The 22,679-nt window shown below is 60.9% G+C and carries 29 protein-coding genes; 20 read left to right on the top strand and 9 right to left on the bottom strand.

The genetic code is table 11. The annotated features are described in order from the left end of the window. The first annotated feature begins 208 nt into the window (after nucleotides 1-208). The 6 genes from Q2941_RS05630 to Q2941_RS05605 all read left to right on the top strand — a co-directional run bounded on the left by Q2941_RS05630 (nucleotide 209) and on the right by Q2941_RS05605 (nucleotide 3,062). Entirely contained in the window at nucleotides 209-928 is a 720-nt protein-coding gene (locus Q2941_RS05630) for a helix-turn-helix transcriptional regulator (protein WP_458191880.1), read from the top strand. Nucleotides 929-959: 31 nt separating this feature from the next. Then, a complete protein-coding gene (locus tag Q2941_RS05625) occupies nucleotides 960-1,322 on the top strand; it encodes a hypothetical protein (RefSeq protein WP_458191879.1) in 363 nt (120 codons plus the stop codon). Nucleotides 1,323-1,468: 146 nt separating this feature from the next. Then, complete coding sequence (locus tag Q2941_RS05620; protein ID WP_458191878.1) at nucleotides 1,469-1,876, top strand: hypothetical protein; 408 nt, start codon at nucleotides 1,469-1,471, stop codon at nucleotides 1,874-1,876. Nucleotides 1,877-1,954: 78 nt separating this feature from the next. Further along, a complete protein-coding gene (locus tag Q2941_RS05615) occupies nucleotides 1,955-2,410 on the top strand; it encodes a hypothetical protein (RefSeq protein WP_458191877.1) in 456 nt (151 codons plus the stop codon). Nucleotides 2,411-2,593: 183 nt separating this feature from the next. Continuing rightward, nucleotides 2,594-2,851, top strand: a complete 258-nt coding sequence (locus Q2941_RS05610) for a hypothetical protein (RefSeq protein ID WP_458191876.1) — start codon at nucleotides 2,594-2,596, stop codon at nucleotides 2,849-2,851. Nucleotides 2,852-2,891: 40 nt separating this feature from the next. Next, entirely contained in the window at nucleotides 2,892-3,062 is a 171-nt protein-coding gene (locus Q2941_RS05605; RefSeq protein ID WP_458191875.1) for a hypothetical protein, read from the top strand. A gap of 326 nt (nucleotides 3,063-3,388) precedes the next feature. Here Q2941_RS05605 and Q2941_RS05600 read toward each other — a convergent pair whose 3' ends face one another. Together Q2941_RS05600 and Q2941_RS05595 are read right to left on the bottom strand one after the other, a co-directional pair. Further along, nucleotides 3,389-3,580 (bottom strand): hypothetical protein, encoded by a 192-nt coding sequence (locus tag Q2941_RS05600; protein WP_458191874.1) that lies wholly within the window; start codon nucleotides 3,578-3,580, stop codon nucleotides 3,389-3,391. A gap of 48 nt (nucleotides 3,581-3,628) precedes the next feature. Continuing rightward, nucleotides 3,629-3,862: a PASTA domain-containing protein gene (locus tag Q2941_RS05595; protein ID WP_458191873.1), complete on the bottom strand. Its 234-nt coding sequence runs from the start codon at nucleotides 3,860-3,862 to the stop codon at nucleotides 3,629-3,631. Nucleotides 3,863-4,385: 523 nt separating this feature from the next. Here Q2941_RS05595 and Q2941_RS05590 point away from each other — a divergent pair. The 4 genes from Q2941_RS05590 (at nucleotide 4,386) to Q2941_RS05575 (ending at nucleotide 8,447) form a co-directional block, all read left to right on the top strand. Further along, entirely contained in the window at nucleotides 4,386-5,381 is a 996-nt protein-coding gene (locus Q2941_RS05590) for a sulfate ABC transporter substrate-binding protein (RefSeq protein ID WP_458191872.1), read from the top strand. Nucleotides 5,382-5,462: 81 nt separating this feature from the next. Beyond that, on the top strand, nucleotides 5,463-6,287 hold the full coding sequence (gene cysT / locus Q2941_RS05585; protein WP_458191871.1) for a sulfate ABC transporter permease subunit CysT: 825 nt from the start codon (nucleotides 5,463-5,465) through the stop codon (nucleotides 6,285-6,287). After that, the gene (locus Q2941_RS05580; RefSeq protein WP_458191870.1) at nucleotides 6,277-7,392 is read left to right on the top strand and encodes a sulfate ABC transporter permease; all 1,116 of its coding nucleotides are present in this window, start codon (nucleotides 6,277-6,279) and stop codon (nucleotides 7,390-7,392) included. Before cysT ends, Q2941_RS05580 begins: the two co-directional genes overlap by 11 nt. Further along, nucleotides 7,389-8,447, top strand: a complete 1,059-nt coding sequence (locus Q2941_RS05575; RefSeq protein ID WP_458191869.1) for a sulfate/molybdate ABC transporter ATP-binding protein — start codon at nucleotides 7,389-7,391, stop codon at nucleotides 8,445-8,447. The genes Q2941_RS05580 and Q2941_RS05575 overlap by 4 nt, the downstream gene beginning before the upstream one ends. Nucleotides 8,448-8,523: 76 nt before the next feature. Here Q2941_RS05575 and Q2941_RS05570 read toward each other — a convergent pair whose 3' ends face one another. Both Q2941_RS05570 and Q2941_RS05565 read right to left on the bottom strand, forming a co-directional pair. Further along, nucleotides 8,524-8,682 carry a hypothetical protein gene (locus Q2941_RS05570; RefSeq protein ID WP_458191868.1) on the bottom strand — a complete coding sequence of 53 codons (159 nt, stop codon included), beginning with the start codon at nucleotides 8,680-8,682 and terminating at the stop codon, nucleotides 8,524-8,526. 501 nt (nucleotides 8,683-9,183) lie between these two features. Further along, nucleotides 9,184-9,474 carry an ATP-dependent DNA ligase gene (locus tag Q2941_RS05565; protein WP_458191867.1) on the bottom strand — a complete coding sequence of 97 codons (291 nt, stop codon included), beginning with the start codon at nucleotides 9,472-9,474 and terminating at the stop codon, nucleotides 9,184-9,186. Nucleotides 9,475-9,582: 108 nt separating this feature from the next. On the opposite strand from Q2941_RS05565, the gene tcmP (Q2941_RS05560) reads away from it, so the two are divergent. The 8 genes from tcmP (Q2941_RS05560) to Q2941_RS05525 all read left to right on the top strand — a co-directional run bounded on the left by tcmP (Q2941_RS05560) (nucleotide 9,583) and on the right by Q2941_RS05525 (nucleotide 15,992). Further along, entirely contained in the window at nucleotides 9,583-10,137 is a 555-nt protein-coding gene (gene tcmP / locus Q2941_RS05560) for a three-Cys-motif partner protein TcmP (protein WP_458191866.1), read from the top strand. Next, nucleotides 10,028-10,429: a three-Cys-motif partner protein TcmP gene (tcmP, locus tag Q2941_RS05555; protein WP_458191865.1), complete on the top strand. Its 402-nt coding sequence runs from the start codon at nucleotides 10,028-10,030 to the stop codon at nucleotides 10,427-10,429. The genes tcmP (Q2941_RS05560) and tcmP (Q2941_RS05555) overlap by 110 nt, the downstream gene beginning before the upstream one ends. Beyond that, the gene (locus tag Q2941_RS05550; RefSeq protein ID WP_458191864.1) at nucleotides 10,422-11,174 is read left to right on the top strand and encodes a DUF5131 family protein; all 753 of its coding nucleotides are present in this window, start codon (nucleotides 10,422-10,424) and stop codon (nucleotides 11,172-11,174) included. Before tcmP (Q2941_RS05555) ends, Q2941_RS05550 begins: the two co-directional genes overlap by 8 nt. Nucleotides 11,175-11,730: 556 nt before the next feature. Beyond that, entirely contained in the window at nucleotides 11,731-11,856 is a 126-nt protein-coding gene (locus Q2941_RS05545) for a hypothetical protein (protein WP_256375321.1), read from the top strand. Next, complete coding sequence (locus Q2941_RS05540) at nucleotides 11,857-12,144, top strand: hypothetical protein (protein WP_027526620.1); 288 nt, start codon at nucleotides 11,857-11,859, stop codon at nucleotides 12,142-12,144. A 299-nt stretch (nucleotides 12,145-12,443) separates the two neighbouring features. Next, nucleotides 12,444-13,439, top strand: coding sequence for an ABC transporter substrate-binding protein (locus tag Q2941_RS05535; RefSeq protein WP_458191863.1), 996 nt, complete (start codon nucleotides 12,444-12,446; stop codon nucleotides 13,437-13,439). 224 nt (nucleotides 13,440-13,663) lie between these two features. Next, nucleotides 13,664-14,656 carry an ABC transporter substrate-binding protein gene (locus Q2941_RS05530; protein WP_458191862.1) on the top strand — a complete coding sequence of 331 codons (993 nt, stop codon included), beginning with the start codon at nucleotides 13,664-13,666 and terminating at the stop codon, nucleotides 14,654-14,656. Nucleotides 14,657-15,122: 466 nt separating this feature from the next. After that, the gene (locus Q2941_RS05525; protein ID WP_458191861.1) at nucleotides 15,123-15,992 is read left to right on the top strand and encodes an SDR family oxidoreductase; all 870 of its coding nucleotides are present in this window, start codon (nucleotides 15,123-15,125) and stop codon (nucleotides 15,990-15,992) included. A gap of 282 nt (nucleotides 15,993-16,274) precedes the next feature. On the opposite strand, the gene Q2941_RS05520 is transcribed toward Q2941_RS05525, so the two are convergent. From Q2941_RS05520 to gph, 5 genes are all read right to left on the bottom strand, one after another. Then, nucleotides 16,275-17,879, bottom strand: coding sequence for a TRAP transporter large permease (locus Q2941_RS05520; protein WP_027523608.1), 1,605 nt, complete (start codon nucleotides 17,877-17,879; stop codon nucleotides 16,275-16,277). Beyond that, nucleotides 17,876-18,415, bottom strand: a complete 540-nt coding sequence (locus tag Q2941_RS05515) for a TRAP transporter small permease subunit (protein ID WP_027523609.1) — start codon at nucleotides 18,413-18,415, stop codon at nucleotides 17,876-17,878. Before Q2941_RS05515 ends, Q2941_RS05520 begins: the two co-directional genes overlap by 4 nt. A 340-nt stretch (nucleotides 18,416-18,755) precedes the next feature. After that, complete coding sequence (gene moaA, locus Q2941_RS05510; RefSeq protein WP_458191860.1) at nucleotides 18,756-19,790, bottom strand: GTP 3',8-cyclase MoaA; 1,035 nt, start codon at nucleotides 19,788-19,790, stop codon at nucleotides 18,756-18,758. 108 nt (nucleotides 19,791-19,898) lie between these two features. Further along, complete coding sequence (locus Q2941_RS05505; RefSeq protein WP_458191905.1) at nucleotides 19,899-20,393, bottom strand: hypothetical protein; 495 nt, start codon at nucleotides 20,391-20,393, stop codon at nucleotides 19,899-19,901. 129 nt (nucleotides 20,394-20,522) lie between these two features. Further along, nucleotides 20,523-21,221, bottom strand: coding sequence for a phosphoglycolate phosphatase (gph, locus tag Q2941_RS05500; RefSeq protein WP_458191859.1), 699 nt, complete (start codon nucleotides 21,219-21,221; stop codon nucleotides 20,523-20,525). A gap of 191 nt (nucleotides 21,222-21,412) precedes the next feature. On the opposite strand from gph, the gene rpiA reads away from it, so the two are divergent. Together rpiA and Q2941_RS05490 are read left to right on the top strand one after the other, a co-directional pair. Then, a complete protein-coding gene (gene rpiA / locus Q2941_RS05495) occupies nucleotides 21,413-22,126 on the top strand; it encodes a ribose-5-phosphate isomerase RpiA (RefSeq protein WP_027523613.1) in 714 nt (237 codons plus the stop codon). A gap of 2 nt (nucleotides 22,127-22,128) precedes the next feature. Then, nucleotides 22,129-22,662, top strand: a complete 534-nt coding sequence (locus tag Q2941_RS05490) for a DUF2059 domain-containing protein (protein ID WP_027523614.1) — start codon at nucleotides 22,129-22,131, stop codon at nucleotides 22,660-22,662. Nucleotides 22,663-22,679: the final 17 nt, after the last annotated feature.

Below are 22,679 nucleotides of genomic sequence, written 5' to 3'. Positions count from 1 at the left end.
ATTGTAAGAAATGACGATGGCCGCCGAGCAGAGCGGCCATGCGTAGCCTACAAGGCGAGCGGGCGACTTGTCCGGACGCGATCCATACAATCCGAAGTTCTAATGTGCGGGTCATCTTTGCGTCACAAACGCCGCCATTTATTCCGCCGCACGGCCGATGTTTGGAAAGATTTCTAGAGCGAGGCCATCTGAGAAAGGGCGCCTGCTCATGGACCGGGAAGTCTTCGAATTCATCGCTAACCTCGCGCCCCTGACTGACGCTGCAAGCGTCACGAATGCGATGGGTGAGATGCTAGAGCAGCACGGCATCGACCACTTCTGCCTCAGCTTTCTCCCTGGCCCGAACCAGACTTATGACGATGTGGCCATCGAGGACCGGATGCCCACCGGGTACGTGCCGACGTACATCGAAAAGCAGTACACGCAAGACGACCCCGTGTTTCACCACTCGAGAACGACTGTGCTGCCCTTCCGGTGGTACAAGGAAACGCCGATCGATCCCGAGCGAGAACCGCGCGCCGCCGAGATAGTGCAGTTAACGAGAGACTTTGGCATGGTGGATGGCGTCGTAGTCCCGGTCGCCTCGGCTGCGGGCAGGATGGGCCAGGTGTGGTTCGGCGGGCGCGAGTTCGATCTGCCTGAATACAAGCTGCCCGCGCTGCATCTGATGGCGCACTATGCCTTCGACCGGTTGCTTAGGCTCAAGGGCTTGCCAGGCCAGCCAGAACAACCGCTCTCGCCGCGTGAGCGGGAAGTGCTGACGTTGGTTGCCTTGGGCATGACGAGCGCGGCCATCGCCGACCGGCTTGCCATCACGGAGCGGACCGTGATCGCGCACATCACGCACTGTTGCCGGAAGCTCGGCGCGGCAACCCGCACGCAGGCTGTAGCCATCGCGATACGCGACGGGATCATTCAGCCGTGGTGACCGGCTCCGTGCCGGTAGCTATAAAGGTCGGATGATCACCGAGGTCCTTGCCCAAATCCGCGCGCCCAATTTCACGGCAGGCATCGTCCTGTTCGACGACAAGGTGGTCGAGACCGCGCCGATCGTCGGCTACATGCGAAGCTGGTCGAGAGATCGGGTGCGGGCCGAGTGCCAGCAGCGCGGCTGGACCGTGTCGGTGGTGCATCAGATGCAGCGCGATGACGTGACCGCGCCCCCGATGCCGAAGGCGGGCATCGTGCAGCACGAGGAGAGCTTTGAGGCCGTTCGCGCTGACGGGTCGGTCGAGTTCTTCTATTTCGATGACAATGCCGGACGGCGGGTGATCACGGGCAGGCTGTCGCGCGAGGCGGCGTTTGCAAAGGCGCACGCCTAGCCAAGTGAGCGGCAACGCGTCGGCCGCCCTGGTATGCGAGCGAAAGAGAGTCAGATTTGCCGGGACGGTTTAGGCCGCGTTCTTGACCCTCGCGCGAGTCTGCGCTTTCGTCATCGCTCAGGCTGGCTTTGGGGGGAACAATCACAGTGCTGAAGCAATGGATTGCAGCGATGATCGTGGTCGCGTGCTGTGCGCCTACCCCTGCGGCTGGTCAACCGATCCTGCTGACCTGCACCGGCACGTTCGGCCAGTTGGGGACGGAGTGGATACAGGGCAAACTGTCGCCGACCTCTGCCGCCATCGATCTCGACCGGCGCACCGTGCAGGTTCTCGGCGTCACCTACGACATCGCCCTCATCAAGGAGACTGAACTCGTGCTGTCCGGCTCGTCGTCCGAACTTGTTTTTTTTGGCACGGTTGACCGTACCGCAGGCACCATAAGCATCTCTGGCATGCTGCCCGAGGAATACGCCAAGCTCCAGAACGGCAAGTCGGCCCAGGCGTCGACGAATTTCTCTCTGACATGCGCGCCTGCCAAGCAGCGCCTATTCTAATCGACGCCCGTGATCCCACGGGTTTTGTTCCCAGGGCAAGCAAACCGGCACCGCGCCTTTTTAGGGAGAAGAGCGTAAATGAAGACTGCACTACTCGCCGTGGCATTCGCTACGGTAGCACTGCCTGCGTTCGCAGCAGGCGATGACTATCCGATCAAAGTGCGGTGCGACCGCTGGCCCAAGCGCGAGCTTGTCGACGTGAAACTTGATGACAAAAAGGTCGCCGTTGTTTTTCGCGGTCGCAATGAAACCTACAAAGAAATATGGGCAGAAAAGACGTTTCCTATCTACAGAGTGACGGGGAAAATCAGCAAGACTGGCGACGGGGCGACGCCAACCAAAATCGCCTTGGGCCAAAAACTCCCACCAGACAACGAGCAGAGTTGGACGGTTTATTTTGGCGATCATGGTGAGGACTCTCTGACTATGTCGCTTACCAGCCACAACTACGGCGAACTCATCTACCGCTGGAAGGGTCAGTTGAATATGCAACCGGGTGTCAAGGAGGACCACTGTTCCATCAGCGACTACTGAATTGGCCAAAGGTAGGGATTTCCCAAATCTCGTCGTCCATGTCGTGGATCACTCACAACCAAGTGCCGCGCGGCGTTTCAGGCTTTTCGCTCCAGAGGGGATTGCCCGCTGCTTCTGCGGCGAGGTAATCACGAGTCCCACCTTGCACGATCACGTCCGAATCGCCCACCAACTGACAGCCGCATGAAGCTCACCGCCGAACGTCCTTTCGCCAAACCGGAAACCGCCGCCCGCAAGCTGATCGAGATCGCCAACGGCATCGTGCCCGTGCAGGACGGCCGCATCCACATCGAGAAGATCAACGCGCCATTCCTCTACACGCTAAAAGCTAGCGGCGGGGAGTTCGGCGCCGGGATCAAGGATGCAGTCGAACGCGGCTGGCTGGAGCTGCACGAGAGCGGCACATATGTTCGGCTCCTCACCGGCGGTGAGATGATATAAATTCTGTGGGCAAGCGACTGTGTGCGCAGGGGACTAATCCATGGCGAAGGAAATCAAACAGCTGCGTAAACAAGCGGAAAAAGCTGCGCGTGCCGCAAAGGCAGCGGCGGATGCGGAAGTGTCAGAAGAACTACAGGCTCTAGCACGAGCCTTCCAAAGCCAAGCGGACGTTCTGAAATCGAAAAAGGGAGCAGGCAAGAAGAAGCGGTGACTTTGATCCCTGAGGACGCTCGTACAATGGGCGATGGGTTAGGTAGGCAAGCTTCTTTTACTGATCTTGATGCTGTTGGCCGTCGCCGCTGCCGTTGTCGGAAGCGTACATTTGGGTGTCGCGACAATACGGCGCGTGACTGACTTGCTGCTTGGACGGTGCTGGGGGATTTCAGGGGGCCCAGCAGCAGGCGCCGATGTTCGTGCGGCTCATTCGAGAGACGACCAAAACGCTCTCGCCTCCATCGCGAACTTCGAAGAGGCCGCCGGACACAAGGCAGCTCAATCTGTTCAAGTAGCAGCTCTTGAGTGAGCGCCGCCCGCGATTCACCAAATGTGCTGTACTGGGCGCCCGATCACGGTTTCAAAGCGTTCTTCCAGCACGGCGCGCTTGATCCGCTCCGCCAGATCTCGGGAAGCTCGCGGCGACAGGAAGCGCACATCGTTGGCCTCCTTCCACGCCTCGACGATCTTGATCGCGCGGCCAAGCGTGGTGCCGTCGTCAGGTTTGCTGGTCACTGTTTGGTCCTCTGTTGGAGAAAGTCTAGGCCGCCGACCGCGCGCCGTCTAGCGTTGTCGTCGGCCGAAGTTTTCGAACTTGTAGACGATCGAGGGCTGATCCGGAACGACGCTCGCCTGCCAACCCTTGTCCTTGATGTAGGCCCGCGCCTCGTCGTCGCTCATGCCGACGAGCGCCTTGAGGATCGGCGCGGCGCGGCGGACCGTGCCGTCCGTTTCGTACCCGGCAGCGAAGTCCGGGCCGACGACGCGGATCAAGGCGAGATCGGGTTTGGCGTTCATAGGGTGTGTACTCATGAAGCGGCAGCGTCAGCTTCTGTGAAGGGTTTCGGATGCCGGCCGCTTGAGAGACGGCGCCGCGTATTCGGCGGCTCAGGAAGCGGCCGACCGCGATCCTGACGCTGGGGCATCTGACCGGGTCAGAAGCGTCACGCGGGCGTGCCGAGCGCAGCACCGGCGACGAACGGCCAGAGCTTTCGCCAGCGCGGCGTAGTTTCATCCCATGCCCCTCAGCTAGTTCGGCAAGATCCTCCTTAGAGGAGGGAAGCTTGACGAATTTGTTTCTCTTTTTGTTTGCGATCTTTTCTCGCCCGAAAGATTATTCTACATCGCCGGGAACTTAATCAGCCCCGCTGGTTCGGAAACATTATCTCGGTTAGCGGCTGGAAGCAGTGGCGGGCAACGGCAGAGGTTCGTTCCCGAGCGTGGAGTTGATAACGGACGCAGGAGCAACAGGCGACCTGTTATCGAAATCGGAGCGTGGACACACGCGCAGCGATTCGGACATTTCCGGTGGGGATTGAACATGCGAAGACTCTTGATTGGAATCATCGCTGCAGTGGCGTTTTCCCTGTCTGCGCAAGCCGCCGACGTCAATCTGCTGAACGTATCCTACGATCCGACGCGGGAGCTCTGGCGCGACATCAATGCCAACTTCATCCGGCTGTACGAGAAGGAGAAAGGGGTCAAGGTCACGATCAAGCAATCACACGGTGGTTCGAGTACGCAAGCGCGCGCCGTCATCGACGGATTGGATGCCGACGTTGTTACTCTGGCGTCCTATCTGGACACCGACGCGATCAGCAAGAAGGGGCTTATCAAGAGCGATTGGACAGACAGGCTGCCTAACCGCTCGCTCCCTTACACGTCAACCGTGGTCTTCGTCGTTCGCAAGGGAAACCCGAAGGGGATCAAGGATTGGCCTGATCTAGTAAAGCCCGGCGTTGAGATCATCACCCCGAATCCGAAGACTTCCGGAAACGGCTACGTCAGCTTCTTTGCCGCCTGGGGTTCTGTGACCGTGCGCGGCGGCTCGCGCCAGGACGCGATTGACTACGTCACGAAGCTCTACAAACAGGTACCGGTGCTCGACTCAGGCGCCCGCGGCGCGACGACGACCTTCGTTCAGAAGGGGATCGGCGACGTGCATCTGGCCTGGGAAAACGAAGCGCATCTCGAAGTGCGCGAGGCGAAGGGTGAATTGGAGATCGTCAATCCACCGATCAGCCTCTTGGCTGAGCCGCATGTAGCCGTGGTGGATGATAACGTGGATCGGAAGAAGACTCGGGAAGCCGCGGAAGCCTACTTGAAGTACACCTACACCGATGAAGCTCAGGAGATCTTCGCCAAGCACTTTTACCGGCCGACCAATGAGGCTATCTTGAAGAAGTATGTGGGTACGGTTTTCGGAGACATCAGGCGGTTCCCGATCACGGACATCGCCAAGGATTTTCCCGACGCTCACAAGCAATTCATCGGTGAAGGCGGCGTGTTCGACTCGATCTATAAACCCAAGAGGTAAATGCGTCTGGGCTTACCGATGTAGTTGCTTGGTCGCCCTCGCGCCAAAAGCGCAGGGCGGCCGTTCAAATGATGGCTGAATATGGCAAGCGTTAACAGGCAAGTGCTGCCAGGGTTTTCCCTGACCTTGGGATACACGGTCTTTTATCTTAGCATTCTCGTCCTTCTTCCGATCGCTGCACTGCTCTTCAAAGCGGGCTCACTGTCTTTCGAAGAGTTCTGGGGGGCGGTGTGGACGGAACGGGCACGGGCCGCCTATCTCTTGACGTTCGGGGCCGCTTTTGTCGCTGCGGTAGTGAACCTGTTCTTAGGGCTGCTGATCGCCTGGGTTCTCGTCCGTTACCCGTTTCCCGGGAAGAAAGTCGTGGATTCGCTGGTTGATCTGCCGCTGGCTTTGCCAACCGCGGTGGCCGGCCTTGTTTACGCGGCCCTCTACGTGCAGAAGGGCTGGCTGGGGCAGTATCTTGTCCCCTTGGGCATCCACGGCGCCTACACCCGCCTCGGCATTGTCTTGGTACTGGTCTTTGTCGGCATGCCCTTTGTGGTGCGAACGGTGCAGCCGATCCTCGAAGACATCGATCCCGAGGCGGAGGAAGCCTCCGCTTCGTTAGGTGCGACGCGCTGGCAAACCTTTCGGAACATCATTCTCCCGACGCTGTATCCGGCCTTGATCACGGGCTTCGCCCTGGCCTTTTCCCGCGGCGTTGGCGAGTACGGCTCGGTGGTCTTTGTCTCGGGAAACAAGCCGTTCGACACCGAGATCGCCCCGATCCTGATCGTCGCGCGGCTTGAGGAGTTCGCTTACGGCGAGGCCACCGCGATCGCCGTGGTGCTGCTCGTCATTTCCTTTGCCATGCTGGTGTTGATCAACCTGCTGGAGCGTTGGAGCGTCCGTCATGAGCGTTGAGGCGGCGTCGGCAACATCCCGACCCGTTGTGGCGGCACAGTCTCGGAAGGCCCAGGAGGATCCTGCCTGGGTGCGCTGGGGTCTGATTTCCATCGCCTTGATAGTCGTTGGCGTGCTGATCGTCATTCCGGTGATCAACATTTTCGTCGAAGCCCTGAGCGAGGGCGTCGCCACCTATTGGAGCAATCTGGTCGACGATCCGGACACGCGGGATTCGATCTTGGTGACGCTGACCGTGGTCCCAATCGCGCTCCTGGCCAATTTGATCTTCGGGATCTGCGCGGCCTGGGCAATCGCCCGATTCGATTTTCCTGGACGGACCTTGCTGACGGCAGCGATCGACTTGCCATTTTCGGTGTCGCCCGTAGTTGCCGGGCTGATGTTTGTGCTGATCTTCGGACTTCAGGGGTATTTCGGGCCGTTCCTCCGCCGGGACGGCTATGCTGTGATGCCCTATCTGACCTCGTTCTTGGCCGTGGTCATCTTCATCCTACTGTTCTTTCTGTTCTGTCCCAGCAGCCCGAAGGCGCGAGGCGGTCTCTGGAGTTATCCGCTTTCAGTGTTGTTGGTGGGAAGTGCCATTGTGTTTGGCGTTTTCTTCTTTGGTCAGCAGTACTTCCAGGTTTGGCCTCGCAACCAGAGCCTGAAGATCATTTTCGCCACGCCAGGGCTCGTGCTTGCGACCGCATTCGTCACCTTCCCGTTCGTGGCGAGGGAGCTGATCCCCGTGATGGAGGCCGCCGGCCCGGACGAGGAATTGGCGGCCGTCAGCCTGGGCGCCAGTGGCTGGCAAATGTTCTGGACCGTGACGGTACCGAACGTCAAATGGGGCCTGGTCTACGGGATCATCCTGTGCAACGCCCGCGCCGTCGGAGAATTTGGTGCTGTTTATGTGGTGTCCGGTCACATCGCCGGCCAAACCGACACCATGCCCTTGCGTATCGAAAAGCTATTTCAGGAGTATAATCTGCCTGGATCTTTCGCAGTGGCATCCGTACTGACGCTGCTGGCGATTTTGACTTTGATTGCAAAGATCAAGCTAGAAAGAAAGGGTCCCGTGGCGGCTGATCTTCCTAGACTAAAGAGCGATGAGGCACAGTCATGAGTATAGTGCTTCAAGACGTTTCCAAGACCTTTGGCAATTTCGTGGCCCTCGACAAGGTCAATCTCGAAGTGCCTGACGGAGAGCTGCTTGCGTTGCTTGGTCCCTCGGGCTCCGGGAAAACCACGCTGTTGCGCATCATCGCCGGCCTCGAGGTCGCCGATTCCGGAACCGTGCTCCACGGGAGCGAAGACATCACCGACTATTCGGCGCGCGATCGCAAGGTAGGCTTCGTTTTTCAGCATTACGCCCTGTTTCGTCACATGACCGTGGCCGACAACATTGGTTACGGTTTGCGCGTGCGGGGGGCGCCCAAAGCCAAGATTCGTGAGCGTGTCGAGGAACTGTTGCAATTGATTCGGCTCGAGGGCCTGCAGGCCCGCTATCCGGGGCAACTTTCTGGCGGCCAACGGCAACGCGTTGCACTGGCTCGGGCCCTGGCCGCTCAGCCCAGAGTCTTGCTCCTTGACGAACCTTTCGGCGCTCTCGATGCGAAGGTGCGGCAGGAACTGCGGCAATGGCTGCGCAGGCTCCACGAAGAAATCCATGTCACCAGCATCTTCGTCACGCACGACCAGGAGGAAGCTTTCGAGGTGGCCGACCGCGTTGTGGTGATGAACCATGGGCGCATCGAGCAGATTGGTAAGCCCGACGAGATTTATGATCATCCAGCCACTCCGTTCGTCTATCAATTTCTCGGCAATGTGAACCGCTTCCATGGTCACCTTCGCGAGGGGCGGTTGCGACTGGGCGACGCCGAGCTTCATTTGCCCGAACACGGAGAGGTCAAGGATGCGGACGTGGTCGCTTACGTTCGTCCCCACGAGATCAAGGTGCGCGCGCAATCGCACGGCACATCTGTTATCCCGGCCACCATCAAACACGTAAACTCTGCCGGACCGTTGGTGCGTCTCGAACTGGAGCGCACAGACGACGGCACTCGGCTAACAGTCGACTTGACCAAAGAGGAAAGCAGCCAGATATCGTTGCAACCCGGCTGCCAAATCTTCGTCGAATTGAAAAACGTGCGCGTGTTCTCAGAGGACCCCCATGTCTGAAGCTGTCCTCAATCCAGTCCTCTTGGCACGACACGGGTTGTCGGTCCCATCGATTGAGCGTGACTGCAGCCGGAAGTTACGGCGAACCGGTCAGTCCATCGACGTTCGCTGAAGTGAAGAAGAGGAGTGCAGCGATGAATCGAAGATGGATTTTGGCCAGCGGTGGCTTGCTGCTGTTGGGAGTAGCCGCCGTCGCGATGGCAACTGCCGAGCCGAAAAAGGGCGCTGTCTTCATTGCGGGGGATCAACCCGTCACCGAGGATCAGGTACGTCAGAGACCGCAATCCGACGTCTGGTCCATTGCGGAGATCGTTCGCGAAGGAAGATCTCGAAGCCATCGGCTCGAAAAACGGCCAAACTAGTAAGGTTGCGTCGACTACGAATGACAGAAGATCCCCGCGATCCGTTCGAGACTCTTAACACCTTGCTCGGGTACGTCATTGCCATCCTCGCTATTGCCATGCTGGTTTACGCTATTTTTCCAGCATTTCACTTGCAGCCATAAGGCGAGCAGCACACCAATTCCTCGCGGCGTGCCGAATGGGCTTGGAGCCTGGTATCGAAGCATCGCTACCGCGCCTATCGCGGTGGCCGTTGCGCGCATTGGGTCAAGATCAAAAATCCGGCGCATCCGGGCTATAGCCGCGTCCAGGGTGCCCCATGGGCGGCGCGCAGAAAAAATACTTGAAAAGGCTTGAAAATAGCTATTCCCGACACCTGACGGACACTCGCGGCGTTAGGTATTGAGACTGTTGAGTTTTTCCGGGAAATAAGCTTCCCCTTGTGGGAGAGGGGGGATCGCATCGGCCTCGATGCGGAGCGCGGCATCAACGATGGCCGGGAAGCGGTCGGCCCAGTTATACCCGTTGCGGGTGAAGCAGCGGACCTTCGGGCCATCCCGGCGCACCATCAGCCGGTAGCCGTCGTGCTTGATCTCGTGAAGCCAGTCAGCCCCGGACGGCGGCCGGGCCACCTTCGACGGCAGGCACGGTTCAATGAAGCCGGGTGGGCGCTGCCGTTGGACCATGACGGGAGGATAGGGCAGCGTGCGACGGGTTCAATCTTCGAGAAAGTGCCCTCGCGTTAACCCTCAACCTTTGGCAGTGTGGTAGTGCTTCGTCGGGGGGCTGCTGGTATGGCCAAACAGACAATCACACACGATCCCGACGACGGGCTTATCGTCGGGCAGGTTGGCCGATGGGCCGCTGAGAAGCATGACCGCCTGCGGAAATATATCGACGCTTCGCACAATGCGCGCGCGAAATTCTTGCCGCCGATCGGGAGGGCGCGCGCGAGTTACATCGAACTTTATTCGGGTGCAGGCCGTTCGGTCATCAAGCATACGACGAACATCATCGACGGCAGTGCCGTGGTCGCTTTCAAGGCGTCGAAGGCGACCGCCCATCCGTTCTCCGATATGCACCTGTCCGATCTGAAGCCGGAGAACTCATCGGCGCTGGGGCAGCGCATCAAGGCGCTTGGCGGTGCCGCTACTACGACAAGCTATGTGGGCCCAGCCGACATCGTGGTTGATTCAGGTCATTCGAGCCATCAATCCTGCCGGTCTTCATCTCGCCTTCTTGGACCCGTTCAATCTGGCGCAGTTGCCGTTCTCGATTATCGAACGCCTGTTGAGGGTGCGACGGATGGACCTGATAATCCATGTCAGCCTTCAGGACCTGCAACGTAATTTGGACGAATACACTCGTGAGGGTGGGACCTTCGACAGCTTTGCGCCGGGCTGGAGGGATGTCGTCAACGTGCGACAAGCGATGGCACCCCTGCGCGCTGCTATAGTCGAGTATTGGTTGGGCCTTGTCCGTTCGCTCGGAACGCAACCTGCGACAGGCATTCCCCTGATCGTCGGCGGAAAAGGTCAGCGCCTCTACTGGCTTGTCTTCGCAAGCTCAAATCCGCTTGGCGTGAAGCTGTGGAACAGCGTGCAGAACCTGACGAAGCAAGGATCGCTTTTCAATGGCTGACACCTCGATCGAATGGACGCACGCAACGTGGAACCCGGTTGCGGGCTGCACAGTGATCTCTCCCGGCTGCACGAATTGCTACGCGATGCGCATGGCGGCCCGTCTCGATGCGATGGGCATGAAGAAGTATCGCGGGCTCACCCGCAAGAGCGGCAAGCGCGCGGTGTGGACCGGCAAGGTCAGGCTCGATCGGGAAGCGCTCAGCATCCCGGCAGGTTGGAAAAAGCCTCGCCGGATTTTTGTGAACTCGATGTCGGACCTTTTTCACGACGCCGTGCCGGCCGAATTTGTCGCCGCCGTCTGGGGCGCGATGCAGGCAACGCCGCAGCACACCTATCAAATTCTGACGAAGCGGCCGGATCGGATGGCGGACATCACCGCCTCATTGCCTCTGCTTCCGAACGTCTGGCTCGGGACGAGCGTCGAAAGTGCCGACTATCTCGGGCGCATTGATGAGCTGCGCAAGGTCGATGCCGTCGTCAGGTTCGTTTCGTTCGAGCCACTACTCGGGTCGGTGGCCGGCGCCGATCTTAGAGGTATCCATTGGGCGATCGTCGGCGGCGAGAGCGGCCCGCGCGCGCGACCGATGGAGGAACGGTGGGTAGCGGAGATTGAAACCGCATGTCGCAAGGCGCGGACGGCCTTCTTCTTCAAGCAGTGGGGCGGCGTTCGCAAAAAGAGCACCGGCAGGCACTATCGCGGGCGCACGTTCGATGAGATGCCGCGCGCCGCCACGATGTCCTGATCACCGGCGGTCCGCCAGCAAAGGGCTTCGCAAAGGAAGTCGATGCGCCAGAAAACGATTGTTGTCGCCAAACTCATAGGGTGCCTTCCGATAGCTTGGTTCGGCGGGAATGTAGTTTTGGTATTTTAGCTACCGGCACGTGGATTTTTGTCGCTCTCTTTTCTTTTTTGCCAGACGCTGTTTTCGAATTGATCGCTGTGACTTTTCTTTGGCTCAGTCGTATCGGTCTCTATGTCGCGCTCTTGGTTTTCTGGGCGTTTGAGCGTCCACCGACCGCTCCTAAAACCCGCGCCTCCAGCTCATGAAGAACCGGCGTGGCCCTTGGCTTCGTGACAGCACCGCAAAGGCCAGTGAGTTCGGCTACAGCGCCAGCCACCAAACCGCCAGCGCGACCATGACGACGATCACCGCGACGAAGATCAGCGCCCCCGTGTTCGACATGCGCCACATCGCGCACCGCCTTTGTGTGCGAGATGGTACAATAGTTAAGCGCGATATGATCTGAGGCAACCCGCAGCAAGAACGATGCCGGAGCGTCAGTCCTGCTCAGCGAGCGATGGTTCCACTCGTCCGCCTTGGCAAGAGCGGCTGCCGCCATCTCGCGCCGGACCTGATCCACGACCGCGTCGATACTGCGCCGAACCTGCATGTCGCGCGAGCATCGGGCCGCCATGCGGGATAGATGCGTCAGCGTAATGCCAGCGAGTTCATCGATCAGGGCATCGACATCGTCCCGGCGCACCAGTTCGCGCCGCTTCTCCATCAGCCGCAGTTGCAGCATCTCGGTCTTTGCCCTGACGTGATCTGCGTCCGCCTCACTGCGCGGCGATTGTCGCCTCTCGCGCCGCAAGTATCGAAGGTAGGCAACGCGGCTCTGATCAAGCGGGAAGCCGTCACCTTGCCGCTGGATCACGCCTTCCGCTTCGAGCTTGCCGATGTAGGCCCGGCTGCAATCGAGGCGGATCGCTAGTGCCGACGCGCTGACCTTTCCGGATCGCGGGCAAAAGGCGACGGGCGCGCGATCATTGGTGACGGCCTCAGTAATCGTGTTCGCTCGCGTTGCGTCGCGGCAGGATACCTCACTTCCGCTTCCGGCGGCATAGCGGACGATAACTCCGACTTGCCCCTGGGCTCAGTCGGTCGCGAATGACCCGAGGAGAAATTTGCTCCGCCCTGAACCACTGCATCAAGCTTAGCCTGCGCACGAAGACGGTAGGCTCGCGGCGTGGTATCATTGCCATCGGTAGGCGGCTCTCCGGGGAGAGGCAGATGCCAGCCACAATCGGACGGCGAGAGTTGATAGCTGCAGTTGGCGGTGCCGTCGTCGCTTGGCCATTGACTGCGCCCGCGCAGCAGCAGCCCATACCCGTCATCGGTGTTGTGCTTCTCGCCAAGCGTGGGGAAAATACGCATTTTGAGGACGCATTTCGTCAAGGCCTGACGCAAGCTGGTTACGTCGAAAATAAGAATGTCGTCATAGAATGGCGGTGGGCGGAAGGCCGTAACGAACGCTTGCCGGGCATATTGGCCGAACTGGCCGGTCGTCGGCTTGCTGCCATCGCAGTGCCGGGATCCACAGCGGCGGCGCTCGCTGCGAAGGCAGCCACACAAACCATTCCAATAGTGTTCATGATAGGGGGTGACCCCGTCGAGTTCGGCCTCGTCGCGAGCCTCGCGCATCCGGGAGGCAACCTCACAGGGGTTGCCATGCTTGAGGTCCCTGTGGTCGCGAGGCGGCTCGATCTGTTGCATCAATTGGCACCCACTGCGGCGACTATCGCACTGCTGACAAATCCAGCAAATCCATTTGAAAAGGCGGAACGCCGGGTAGTTGAAGCTGCGGCGCGATCTCTGGGGCTGCAACTGCATGTCGCTGAGGCGACACTTCAAGATGAAATTGATGCTTCATTTCCGGATCTGGTCGCCCTAGGCGCCCGCGCGATTGTGATTGGGGCCGATGGATTTTATTTCAACCAGCGCAGGCAAATCGCAGCTCTGGCCGTCCGGTATGCCGTCCCTTCCGTCGCGGCATGGCGCGAGTACCCCGCGGCCGGCGGCTTGATAAGTTACGGGACCAACCCCGCCGACCTTTATCGTCTGGTAGGAATATATGTCGGTCGCATCCTCAGGGGAGAAAAGCCGGCCGATACGCCGGTGCAGCAGGCGACCAAGTTCGAGTTGGTTGTCAACCTCAAGACTGCGAAGGCGCTCGGCCTCACCATTCCAGACAAGCTGCTCGCGCTCGCCGACGACGTGATCGGATAAGGCCGGGTACGTTGGCGTGTCGCCCATCGCGTCATTTCGCGGTGATGCGGAAGTTGGTCGCCATCGGGGCATAGCGGACCATGCCGGATTTGCCGCTGGCTCAACCGGTCGCGAATGACCCGGAGCGACCCGGCACGCGGTCAGACAGGCCGCTCAATAGCCCCACCGCAAGACGACAAGATGCTAGTATCTGAATGCATCAGCGTGGTCCGATGGAGGGTGCCATGCGACGTCGGCAGTTCATCCTGTTTGTTAGCAGCAGTTTTTTAGTATGTCCTTCCATTGCTTTGGCTCAACAGGGTGCGAAGCAGACAAAAATTGGCTGGCTTGCTGCTTACTCACGAGACGAACGCATCACTGCGAAGATGTTGCAGACCTTTCGCCAGCACCTTGAACATCTCGGCCACATCGAGGGCCGGGACATTGCTATCGAATTTCGCTACGCGGACCTCAACAACGACCGACTTCCGGCCCTCGCCGCGGAGCTTGTCGAGCAAAAGGTAGGCATCATCGTTACAATAAGCACGCCAGCGACTGTAGCTGCCCGCAAAGCCACCAGCACGATACCTATCGTGGCGATTTCAATTACTGATCCAGTCGGACAAGGCCTCGTCGAGAGCCTCGCGAGACCGGGCGGCAACGTGACCGGCCTGACTTTTGGTGTGGGTCTCGACATCTTCAGCAAAGGTCTGGAGCTTCTGAAGGAGGCCGTGCCGGGCTTACAGACAGTTGCGTTGCTGATGAACCCAGCTAATCCTGTCCATAAAGCTGTGGCAAGCCAAATGGAAGCAGTCGCGCTCACGTTGAATTTGCGTGCTGGCGTGTTCCAAGCGCGTCATCCTGAAGAAATCGCAGCAGCCTTTGAAGCGATTGCGCAATCCCACTATGGAGCCGCGTGCATTGTCGCGGATACACTTTTTGCTCGGGAGCGCTCACGGGTCGTGAAACTTGCAATGACGTATCGGCTTCCGTCCATGCACCAATTGCGCGAAGAAGCCGAGGCAGGAGGGCTAATGTCCTATGGGCCCGATCCCACGGAAATGTATCGTCGCGCGGCCGCGTATGTTGACGCCATCATAAAGGGTGCAAAGCCTGCCGACCTACCTGTCCAGCAGCCCACGAAATTTGAGCTTGTGATAAACCTCAAAGCTGCCAAAGCGCTCGGCCTCAATGTGCCACCCTCATTACTCGTTCTCGCCGACGACCTGATCGAATGACTTCTGTAGTTGACCCATCGCGTCATGGTCGGTGCGACGCGGAATTTGGTCGATCGGGACATAACCCGACATTGAGTAGGACGCACCTTCCCTGTAACTGCAACCACGACTTCTTTCGTACCCAAATATGCTCAGTATGTGCGGTCGCGCGGTCCCCGCCTTTCGGGCAGGCCCCAAAGGACCCGCACGACCTTTGGGAGGGCCGCCATTCCTTCGACGGTCCCGCCACGTCGCCGTCGCGCGCATCACCTCGACCATACGCACGGCTCGCACGGAGCGTCGCCCGCGCCACCATCGCCACGACGGGCACGCCTCAAAGGCAAATCGGCCAGTGTGGCCGATTTGGGCTTACGGTGGCTACGAACTTAGGAAGGCGAGGTCAAACCGGCGTCGGATTGCCGCATGTGTCGGAAATCGAAGGTGTGAGAGGCTCCACTGTCCGTCACCGGAAGTGGGGGGTCCTCCGATGTCATCCCTAAAAGGAAAGACGCTGTTCATCTCCGGCGCGAGCCGCGGCATTGGGCTAGCGATCGCATTGCGCGCGGCCCGCGACGGCGCCAACATCGCGATCGCCGCGAAGACCGCTGAGCCGCATCCGAAGCTCAAGGGCACCATCTTTACCGCCGCCGACGAGGTGCGCGCGGCCGGTGGTGAGGCGCTGCCAATCATCTGTGATATCCGCGATGAAGCCCAGGTAGTCGCAGCCGTTGAAAAGACCGTCGCCGAATTTGGCGGCATCGATATCTGCGTCAACAATGCCAGCGCCATTAGCCTGACCAACTCCCAAGCAACCGACATGAAGCGGTTCGACCTTATGATGGGCATCAACAGCCGCGGCACTTTCATGGTGTCGAAATACTGCATCCCGCATCTGAAGAAGGCGGAAAACCCGCACATCCTTATGCTATCGCCGCCGCTGGACATGAAGGCAAAATGGTTCGGGCCCTCCACAGCCTATACCATGGCGAAGTTCGGCATGAGCATGTGCGTGCTTGGACTATCGGCCGAGCTGAAGAGTGACGGCGTCGCCGTCAACGCGCTATGGCCGCGTAGCGCGATCGCCACCGCGGCAGTCGCCAATCTCTTGGGGGGCGACGCCATGATGCGCTCCAGCCGCACGCCCGAGATCATGGGTGATGCGGCCTATATCATCCTTACGAAGCCATCGCGCAAGTTCACCGGGCAGTTCTGTATCGATGACAAGCTGCTCTATGCCAGCGGAGTGCGTGATTTCGATCGCTATCGCGTGGATGCCTCCGTCCCGCTGGCGTTGGACAAATTTGTGCCCGACGACGACGAGCCGCCGCCGGGCGTCACGGTCGTGCCGTTTGGCTAGGCCCTCGACCATTGCAATCGTCCGCGCACTTCCGGCGGCGCAAGGGTCAGCCATCAGGGGCAAGGCCGCAGGCAGGCCGCGAAGCCGGGGCTAGAGCGCGTCCGCCGAAGCTGGTAGGACGGATACGACCGGCCCGGCGGAAGGCCACTCAGCGGCCTTCTAAAGGGCCTCCAGCGGATTGGGACACAACGGAGGACACTCCGGGTCTAGCTCCTTGTAATCATTATGTTATTTCCTCTTTCCCGGTTCCCGCAAGGGGAGAAGGAAGAAAGCGCGCGCGGCCTACTTCTGCGGCGGGCCGAGGTCGAGCGGGGGCAGGTCGATCTGCGGCACCTCGATCTTCACCTTGTCGAGATCGACATTGACCGGCTTGTCGAGCAGGCCCGTCACCACGGACGGGAAGACGATCACGAGCAGCACCATGATCATCTGCAATCCGATCCAGGGCACAGCGCCCCAATAGATGTCCGAGCTCTTCACCGAGCGCGGCGCGACGCCGCGCAGGTAGAACAGTGCGAAGCCGAACGGCGGATGCAGGAACGAAGTCTGCATGTTGACGCAGAGCATGACGCCGAACCAGATCAGCGCGGCGTCGGGGCCGACCACCGGCGCCAGCATCTTCTGCGCGATCGGCGCGATCATCGGCAGGATGATGAAGGCGATCTCGAAGAAGTCGAGGAAGAACGCGACGAAGAAGATGAAGAGGTTGATGAAGATCAGGAAGCCCCAGACGCCGCCGGGCAGGGAGGTGAGCAGGTGCTCGAGCCAGACGCCGCCGTTGCAGCCCAGGAACACGATCGAGAAGCAGGTCGAGCCGATCAGGATGAAGGTGACCATGCAGGTGATGCGCATGGTCGTCTCGTAGCCCTGCTTGATCAGGTCGCGCAGATCGGGGATGCGGGCCGCCTCGATGCAGATCCAGGCGACGGCAAGGTAGGTGATCGCATAGGCGATCTTGAAGACGATGTTCTCGCTGAACAGCATCGCGACGATCGTGCCGATGCCGGCGGTGATGACGCCGATGATCAGGATCTTGCGTCCCGTGGAGGAAAAGTCCTTGTGGTGGATGGCGGCGAGGACGATGGCGCCGACCGCGCCCATCGCGCCGGCTTCGGTCGGGGTCGCAAGGCCCAGCATCATGGTGCCGAGCACCACGAAGATCAGGACCGCGGAGGGGATGATGCCGAGCAGGCACTTCTTCCACAGCGCCCATCCGGTCAGCGTGCGCGCCTCTTTCGGCACCGCCGGAACGTGGCTCGGCTTGAAAATGCCGAGCATGAAGGTGTAGCCGGCGAACAGGATGATCTGGAAGATCGAGGGGCCCCAGGCGCCGAGATACATGTCACCGACGGACTTGCCGAGCTGGTCGGCGAGCACGATCAGCACCAGCGAGGGCGGCACGAGCTGCGTGATGGTGCCGGAGGCCGCCAGCACGCCGGTGATGTAGCGGATATTGTAGCCGTAGCGGATCATCACCGGCATCGAGATCAGCGCCATGGCGATGACCTGCGCCGCCACCGTGCCGGTGATGGCGCCGAGGATGAAGCCGACGATGATGACGGAGTAGCCGAGGCCGCCGCGGATCGGCCCGAACAGCTGGCCCATGGAATCCAGCATGTCCTCGGCAAGCCCGCACCGCTCCAGCACCGCGCCCATGAAGGTGAAGAAGGGAATGGCGAGCAGCAGCTCGTTGGCGAGCACGCTGCCAAACACGCGGCCCGGAATCGCCTGAAGGAAGTTCAGGTCGAAGAAGCCGAGATGGATCGCGAGAAAGCCGAAGGAGAGGCCGAGTGCCGCCAGCGTGAACGCGACCGGGTAGCCGATCAGCATCGCGATCACCAGGCCGCCGAACATCATCGGCGGCATCATCTCCAGCGTAATGGTCATTGGGTCGGTCTCTCGTACTTGGCGTCGATCGTCACATAGCCCTGGAGAGCCGCGATACGCTTGATGACTTCAGACACACCCTGCAGCGCCAGCATGACGAAACCTGCGGGGATCACGAACTTGATCGGCCAGCGGATCAGGCCGCCGGCGTTGCCGGACATCTCGCCGACGTCATAGGCCTGCATGAAGAACGGCCATGAGAGTTTTGCGAGCAGGAGGCAGGAGGGGATCAGGAAGAAGAGCGTGCCGATCAGGTCGAGCCAGAGCTGGCCGCGCTCGGACAGCATCAGGTAGAAGATCTCGACGCGGACATGCTCGTTGCGCTTGAAGGTATAGGACGCGCCGAACATCACGAGCACGGCGAACATGTACCATTGCAGTTCCAGCCAGCCGTTCGACGAGTAGCTGAAGGCGTAGCGGATCATGGCATTGGCGGCACTGACGAGGCACGCCAGCAGCACCAGCAGGTTACAGATGTTGCCGATCTTTTCATTGAGGAGGTCGATGGCGTTGCTCACCGCCAACAATGGACGCATCTTACTTTTCTCCGCCGCGGCCTTTATTCATTGAGGCGCAATTCATTGGGGCGAATTCGCATGCATCGCTCGGCCGGCGTGCGGATGCACGCGACTTTACGGCTCATCGTCCGGAGCGATTGCAGCGATAGTCCTCCCCCTCATGCCTTGCCGTCTTGACCGCGACCATCGAGGGTCGCGCCGGTTTATGCTGCCGGGCGAGCCAAGGCGCAGGCACCATTTCAGCGGCTTGTCGCGCCGTCAATCGGAAAATGGGCAAATTGACGCGCGGTCAGGGGGTTAGGGTTGCGGAAGATACGGTGATTCTACGCGTCGAGATCGGGATTATCGTCTGATTGCTCTAGCCGCCGGTGACGCTCATGTGCCGGCTGACGCTCGGGCGGTTGTGCCGGCGGTCGATGATGAAATCGTGCCCTTTGGGCTTGAGGCCGATCGCACGGTCGATCGTGGCCGCTAGCAGCGCATCCCCAGTGGACTCCCGCAGTGGCTTGCGCAAATCGGAGGCATCCTCGTGACCGAGACACGTGTGCAGCGTGCCGGTGCAGGTGATGCGCACCCGGTTGCAGGCTTCGCAGAAGTTGTGGGTCATCGGCGTGATGAAGCCGAGCTTGCCGCCGGTCTCCGCGACGCTGACATAGCGCGCCGGGCCGCCGGTCGTCTCGCTTAAGTCCGTCAGCGTAAATTGCTGGGCAAGCCGCGCGCGCACGAGCGACAGCGGCAGATACTGGTCGATGCGGCCCGAGCCGATCTCGCCCATCGGCATCACCTCGATCAGCGTCAGGCCCATGCCCTTGCCGTGCGCCCACTGCATGAGCGAGGGGAGTTCGTCCTCGTTGAGGTTTTTCAGTGCCACGGCATTGATCTTCACCGCGAGCCCGGCCGCGCGTGCCGCCTCGATGCCCTCGAAGACCTTGTCGATCTCGCCCCAGCGGGTGATCTCGCGAAACTTCTGCGGATCGAGCGTGTCGAGCGAGACGTTGATGCGGCGCACGCCGCAATCGGCGAGTTCCCGCGCGTGCTTGGCCAGCTGCGTTCCATTGGTGGTCAGCGTCAATTCACCGAGCGCGCCGCTCGCGAGGTGGCGCGACAGCGAGCGCACCAGCGACATCACGTTGCGGCGGACCAGGGGCTCGCCGCCGGTCAGCCGCAGTTTCTTCACGCCCTTGGCGATGAAGGCCGAGCAGAGCCGGTCGAGTTCCTCCAGCGTCAAGAGGTCCGCCTTGGGCAGGAAGGTCATGTCTTCCGACATGCAGTAGAAGCAGCGCAGGTCGCAGCGATCGGTGACGGAGACCCGCAAGTAGGTGATGGTCCGGCCGAACGGGTCGGTCATCGGGCTCGACAGCGGGGACAGGGGACTCACAGCGGGTCCGTTCATTCAACAAGCCTTGTCACGATCACTATCACCGCGGTTTGCGCGGTGACAAATACATTAGATGCAATCTAAGCATCCCCGCCATTGCCGACAATCGTGCGCTGCACCGTATTAGCGCGTGGGGGCGGGGGCTTCGGGCGGCGGCGCGACGGCAGGCGGCGCCGAGTTCGGGTCGGGGAACGGAGAACCGGCCGCGGCGGGCGCTGCTGCTTTCGGCGCCTTCGGCTTCTTTGGTCGGTGCGGCTTGTTCACCGGTTTCGGCGGCACGGCCGGTTGCAGCTCGACGAATACCGGATTTGGATCGGTCGTCACCGAGGCGGGTGTGGAGAAATCGCCGGGGGTCTTGATGACGTTCACCGGCACTGAGGCCGGCAGAAACTGGTTCAGCGTGTAGTTGACCGTGAACGGCACATCCGACGCCGGAACCGAGACCGCGCAGGGGGTTTTGCAGCCCGGGCCGAGCGAGGTGACGGCCTCGGCGCCAGGCGGGTTCGATTCGAGTCGGACCTGGACGGCGGGGGGCGTCGACTTGAACAGGTCCCACGAGACCGAGGAGCAGCCGGCCAGGCTCGCACCCGCAAACGCAATCGCGATCACACGATGCATGACCATCACAACTCACTGCGACGAACCGCTGCAATCCCCGAGCGAACCTTAGGTGCGTCGGTTTGCCCGCGCAACGGGCCGGGTGCGTATAGCTAATAGACGGTTAATGTTTCGGTTTACGTAACGATATCAAGCGCTTGCCTCGGCGCTTAGGCGCCCCATCAGGCTCGTCGCCGCCGCCGGCAGGTCGCGCATGTGATGGATCAGGCGGTCCGGCTTGAGTTCCTCGATTGGCACATCGGTATAGCCGAAGCTGACGCCGATCACGGGAACCCCGGCACGCCGGGCCACCCCAACGTCGGTTCCGGCATCCCCGACCATGATGCTGGCGGCGAGCTGTCCGCCGGCGCGGGCCACCGTCTCGCGCAGGATGGTCGGGTCGGGCTTCTGCACCCCAAAGGTATCGGCGCCGCAGATGGCGGCAAAGCGCCGGGAGAGGCCCAGCGCGTCGAGCAGCCGCCTGGAGAGCCATTCGAGCTTGTTGGTGCACACCGCGAGCCGGTGGCCACGCTCCGCGAGGCGGTCGAGCGCGGCCTCCAGCCCCTCGAACGGGCGCGATTCATCGGCGATATGGTCGGCGTAATAGGCGATGAAATCCGCCGTCAACCGGTTGATGTCCTCGACGCCGACGATCCGGCCTTCGGCCTCCAGGCCCCGCTCGATCAGCTTGCGGGCGCCGGCGCCGATCATGTTGCGGGCCGATTGCATCGGCACGGGCGACAGCCCCTCGCGGTCGAGCACGTGGTTCAACGCGCTGATCAGGTCGGGCGCCGTATCCACAAGCGTGCCGTCGAGATCGAAGACGATGGTGTGAGCGGTCATGATCATGCGCTACCGGCAAGGCGGAGCTTCTGCAAGCGGACCGGCCATAAGATCAGCTTATAACCTCGTTCCGCAGGCCTGTTCTCCGGGCCAAAACGGGGCTAGATAGGCCGCCGAATGCGACTTATTTCGGCGGTCTCTCAAATGAGATCTCAAGTGAGACCTTGAAGCCACACACACAAAGGGCAGGCCCGAACGTGGACATGGACCAGTTGAAGCGACAGGCGGCTGCTCGCGCCCTCGAGGAGGTGCGCGACGGCATGCAGCTCGGTCTCGGCACCGGATCGACGGCCAAGCATTTCGTCGAGCTGCTCGGCGAGCGGGTGCGCGCCGGCCTCAAGGTGATCGGCGTGCCGACCTCGGAAGCCACACGGGCCGACGCGGTCCGTTGCGGCGTGCCGCTGACCACGCTGGACGAGATCGACCATCTCGACATCACGGTCGACGGCGCTGACGAAGTCGATCCCGAGCTCAACCTGATCAAGGGCGGCGGCGGCGCGCTGCTCCGCGAGAAGATCGTCGCGGCTGCCTCCGATCGAATGATCGTAATCGCTGACGACAGTAAATGGGTGGCGACGCTCGGCCGTTTTCCGCTGCCGGTGGAGGTCATCCCGTTCGGGCTTGGCGCGACACGGCGGGCGATCGAGAAGGCATTTGCGCAATCCGGCGTTTCCGGGCAAATGGCGCTCCGCAAGGCCAAGGACGGCCACGTTTTCGTCACCGATGGTGGCCACTGGATCCTCGATGCCCATCTTGGACGGATCGAGGATCCGGCACGGCTCGCGGTCGCCTTGAGCGCGATCCCCGGCGTGGTGGAGCATGGACTGTTCATCGGCTTGGCCGGCTCTGCCGTCCTGGCGGGCGGCGAAGGAATCCGCGTGATTGAACGGCGAAAGCCGAAAGGAGACTAGGAATGAAGAGCGTTTTGAAGATGCTGCCCGTGGCAGGCCTCGCCCTGGGACTGGCTGGCCTGGGATTGGCTTTTGGCGCCGTCCCGGCGGCGGCACAGCAGGCGGCAGCGCCCAAGGCCTCGCCCGCGGCGATGGCGGCCGCCAAGGAAATCCTGACCATGAAGAACGCCAGCGCGCTGTATGCCAACGCCGTTCCCGGCATGGTGGAGAAGGTCAAGGGTGCGCTGATCGGGCAGAACCTCAACTACCAGAAGGACCTCAACGAGCTGGCACCGGTGGTGGCGCAGCAGCTCGCCGGCCGTGAGAAGGAGATCGGCGACGGCATGGCGCAGGCCTACGCCGCCCAGTTCACCGAGCAGGAGCTCAAGGATCTCGTGGCGTTCTACAAGTCTCCGCTGGGGCAGAAGCTGATTAACGCCGAGCCGCGCGCGATCGAACAGGGCATGGCCTTCACGAATTCATGGGCGCAGAATTTCTCCGAGATCGTCGCGAGCGCGTTCCGCGCCGAGATGAAGAAGCGCGGCAAGGATATGTGACGAGGAGAAAGGCAGAG

The organism is Bradyrhizobium sp. UFLA05-153 (assembly GCF_054185185.1).
This window is presented reverse-complemented; position numbering and strand designations above follow the sequence as displayed.

What these genes read in the sequence shown, in the direction of transcription:
- Q2941_RS05630 (WP_458191880.1), top strand. Translation starts at nt 209, where the DNA reads ATGGACCGGGAAGTCTTCGAATTCATCGCTAACCTCGCGCCCCTGACT.
- Q2941_RS05625 (WP_458191879.1), top strand. Translation starts at nt 960, where the DNA reads ATGATCACCGAGGTCCTTGCCCAAATCCGCGCGCCCAATTTCACGGCA.
- Q2941_RS05615 (WP_458191877.1), top strand. Translation starts at nt 1,955, where the DNA reads ATGAAGACTGCACTACTCGCCGTGGCATTCGCTACGGTAGCACTGCCT.
- Q2941_RS05610 (WP_458191876.1), top strand. Translation starts at nt 2,594, where the DNA reads ATGAAGCTCACCGCCGAACGTCCTTTCGCCAAACCGGAAACCGCCGCC.
- Q2941_RS05605 (WP_458191875.1), top strand. Translation starts at nt 2,892, where the DNA reads ATGGCGAAGGAAATCAAACAGCTGCGTAAACAAGCGGAAAAAGCTGCG.
- Q2941_RS05595 (WP_458191873.1), bottom strand. Translation starts at nt 3,862, where the DNA reads ATGAACGCCAAACCCGATCTCGCCTTGATCCGCGTCGTCGGCCCGGAC.
- Q2941_RS05590 (WP_458191872.1), top strand. Translation starts at nt 4,386, where the DNA reads ATGCGAAGACTCTTGATTGGAATCATCGCTGCAGTGGCGTTTTCCCTG.
- cysT (WP_458191871.1), top strand. Translation starts at nt 5,463, where the DNA reads ATGGCAAGCGTTAACAGGCAAGTGCTGCCAGGGTTTTCCCTGACCTTG.
- Q2941_RS05580 (WP_458191870.1), top strand. Translation starts at nt 6,277, where the DNA reads ATGAGCGTTGAGGCGGCGTCGGCAACATCCCGACCCGTTGTGGCGGCA.
- Q2941_RS05575 (WP_458191869.1), top strand. Translation starts at nt 7,389, where the DNA reads ATGAGTATAGTGCTTCAAGACGTTTCCAAGACCTTTGGCAATTTCGTG.
- Q2941_RS05570 (WP_458191868.1), bottom strand. Translation starts at nt 8,682, where the DNA reads ATGAAGACAGCGCCCTTTTTCGGCTCGGCAGTTGCCATCGCGACGGCG.
- Q2941_RS05565 (WP_458191867.1), bottom strand. Translation starts at nt 9,474, where the DNA reads ATGGTCCAACGGCAGCGCCCACCCGGCTTCATTGAACCGTGCCTGCCG.
- tcmP (WP_458191866.1), top strand. Translation starts at nt 9,583, where the DNA reads ATGGCCAAACAGACAATCACACACGATCCCGACGACGGGCTTATCGTC.
- Q2941_RS05550 (WP_458191864.1), top strand. Translation starts at nt 10,422, where the DNA reads ATGGCTGACACCTCGATCGAATGGACGCACGCAACGTGGAACCCGGTT.
- Q2941_RS05545 (WP_256375321.1), top strand. Translation starts at nt 11,731, where the DNA reads ATGGTTCCACTCGTCCGCCTTGGCAAGAGCGGCTGCCGCCATCTCGCG.
- Q2941_RS05540 (WP_027526620.1), top strand. Translation starts at nt 11,857, where the DNA reads ATGCGTCAGCGTAATGCCAGCGAGTTCATCGATCAGGGCATCGACATC.
- Q2941_RS05535 (WP_458191863.1), top strand. Translation starts at nt 12,444, where the DNA reads ATGCCAGCCACAATCGGACGGCGAGAGTTGATAGCTGCAGTTGGCGGT.
- Q2941_RS05530 (WP_458191862.1), top strand. Translation starts at nt 13,664, where the DNA reads ATGCGACGTCGGCAGTTCATCCTGTTTGTTAGCAGCAGTTTTTTAGTA.
- Q2941_RS05525 (WP_458191861.1), top strand. Translation starts at nt 15,123, where the DNA reads ATGTCATCCCTAAAAGGAAAGACGCTGTTCATCTCCGGCGCGAGCCGC.
- Q2941_RS05520 (WP_027523608.1), bottom strand. Translation starts at nt 17,879, where the DNA reads ATGACCATTACGCTGGAGATGATGCCGCCGATGATGTTCGGCGGCCTG.
- Q2941_RS05515 (WP_027523609.1), bottom strand. Translation starts at nt 18,415, where the DNA reads ATGCGTCCATTGTTGGCGGTGAGCAACGCCATCGACCTCCTCAATGAA.
- moaA (WP_458191860.1), bottom strand. Translation starts at nt 19,790, where the DNA reads ATGAACGGACCCGCTGTGAGTCCCCTGTCCCCGCTGTCGAGCCCGATG.
- Q2941_RS05505 (WP_458191905.1), bottom strand. Translation starts at nt 20,393, where the DNA reads ATGCATCGTGTGATCGCGATTGCGTTTGCGGGTGCGAGCCTGGCCGGC.
- gph (WP_458191859.1), bottom strand. Translation starts at nt 21,221, where the DNA reads ATGATCATGACCGCTCACACCATCGTCTTCGATCTCGACGGCACGCTT.
- Q2941_RS05490 (WP_027523614.1), top strand. Translation starts at nt 22,129, where the DNA reads ATGAAGAGCGTTTTGAAGATGCTGCCCGTGGCAGGCCTCGCCCTGGGA.